Source organism: Vibrio sp. 10N.222.46.A1 (assembly GCF_041473595.1).
In the GTDB taxonomy this organism is placed as follows: domain Bacteria; phylum Pseudomonadota; class Gammaproteobacteria; order Enterobacterales; family Vibrionaceae; genus Vibrio; species Vibrio tasmaniensis_A.
Genome location: NZ_JBFRSN010000094.1, coordinates 1 through 1,337 on the forward strand (window position 1 = coordinate 1; position 1,337 = coordinate 1,337).

Annotated in this window: 1 protein-coding gene and 1 pseudogene; both read left to right on the forward strand. The window is 40.3% G+C overall.

Annotation, left to right across the window (positions count from 1 at the left end; all coding sequences use genetic code 11):
• The first annotated feature begins 583 nt into the window (after window positions 1–583).
• Complete coding sequence (locus AB4496_RS03325; RefSeq protein ID WP_069592252.1) at window positions 584–997, forward strand: H-NS family nucleoid-associated regulatory protein; 414 nt, start codon at window positions 584–586, stop codon at window positions 995–997.
• A gap of 164 nt (window positions 998–1,161) precedes the next feature.
• Window positions 1,162–1,337: pseudogene (locus tag AB4496_RS03330) on the forward strand (ISNCY family transposase); the annotation flags it as partial.

The window sequence follows — 1,337 nt, forward strand, 5'->3', positions numbered from 1 at the left end:
CCTAAATCCGGATTTAGGTCTAGTATAATATACTGCGATACTCACCTTGTGACACGGAGCCTTCCATCCTAGTGGTAGGTGAAAATTTCACCCAAACCTTACGGACGCCAGTTTTCAATGCAGAGACACAATAAGAGTTTAGGACTATTCATACTTTTCTTTATGCAGACACATGCAATAATCAACATGCTATGACGAGGTTGATGGTTATATGAGATGTTCCGAAATACCCCCTTTGATCTACATGGTTACTGAAACTCAACTTGAGAGTGCTCTATCCTCTATAGCCATCAATAACTTGCATATTTACTGTGCGTTTACTCATGAAAGTTTGAACACTAAATTAATCAAAGATATTCAGTACAGCCACTTTAAATCCATAAGCTTTAGCGACGCTCGAACTATTTACCCTAAAAAAGCATCATTCTCGGATGAAGATAGGCAATAACTCATTGATATTTAGAAAAATATGCCTAAGAGGGAATATTCACAACGCTATTTTTGGAGAAAACGTGTTTCGACAATTTTTGTGTATCTTATTGATTTGTAATATTATCTCAATTTAAATGTAAATGGACTCAACATGACCGAAATGATAAAAACTTTACTTAATATCCGCTCGCTTCGTGCGTTCTCTCGTGAATTAACACTTGAGGAACTTGAAGAAGCACTGAATAAGTTAACGACCGTCTTTCTTGAACGCCAAGAGAGCGAAGAAGTAGAGCGCGAAGCTCGTGCTGAACAAGAATCCAAAGTCGCTGAAATCGCAAAGCAAATCAAGGTCGATGGTGTTAATATTGAAGCTCTTATAGAAGCTCTAGCAGGTCAATCAAAGAATAAAATAAAAGGTAAACGTAAGCCTCGCCTTGCTAAATATAGTTACACAGACGGGAACGGCATAGAAAAAACCTGGACCGGTCAAGGTCGCACCCCTTCCATAATTCAAGAACAGCTTGATGCTGGAAAATCAATTGAGGATTTCTTGATCGCGAAATAGTCGCTTCTTTCAAAACCCTCACTACACCCCCCTCAATTAAGAGGCCCAGAATTCATATAGAAACTAACAGAGCCCTTGTTTAGGTTAGTTTCTATAGGGCAGTCAGCTCGCTTTAAATATCTCTCCCATTGGCCAATCTTAAAATGAATGCGTGAACAGAAATCAACCTAGAGGCGTTAATTACGTCACTGGCCTCATCAGTACCGAAACACGAGAAAACACTTATGACTATTGCAGAACAATTGCGCCAACAAGGCGAGCAACGTGGCCGCCAAGAAGGACGTCAAGAAGGACGCCAAGAAGCCCTCAAGGAGATGGCGCGCAAGATGATGCTTAATGG

Coding starts and splice junctions, on each gene's coding strand:
- AB4496_RS03325 (WP_069592252.1), top strand. CDS start 584: ATGACCGAAATGATAAAAACTTTACTTAATATCCGCTCGCTTCGTGCG.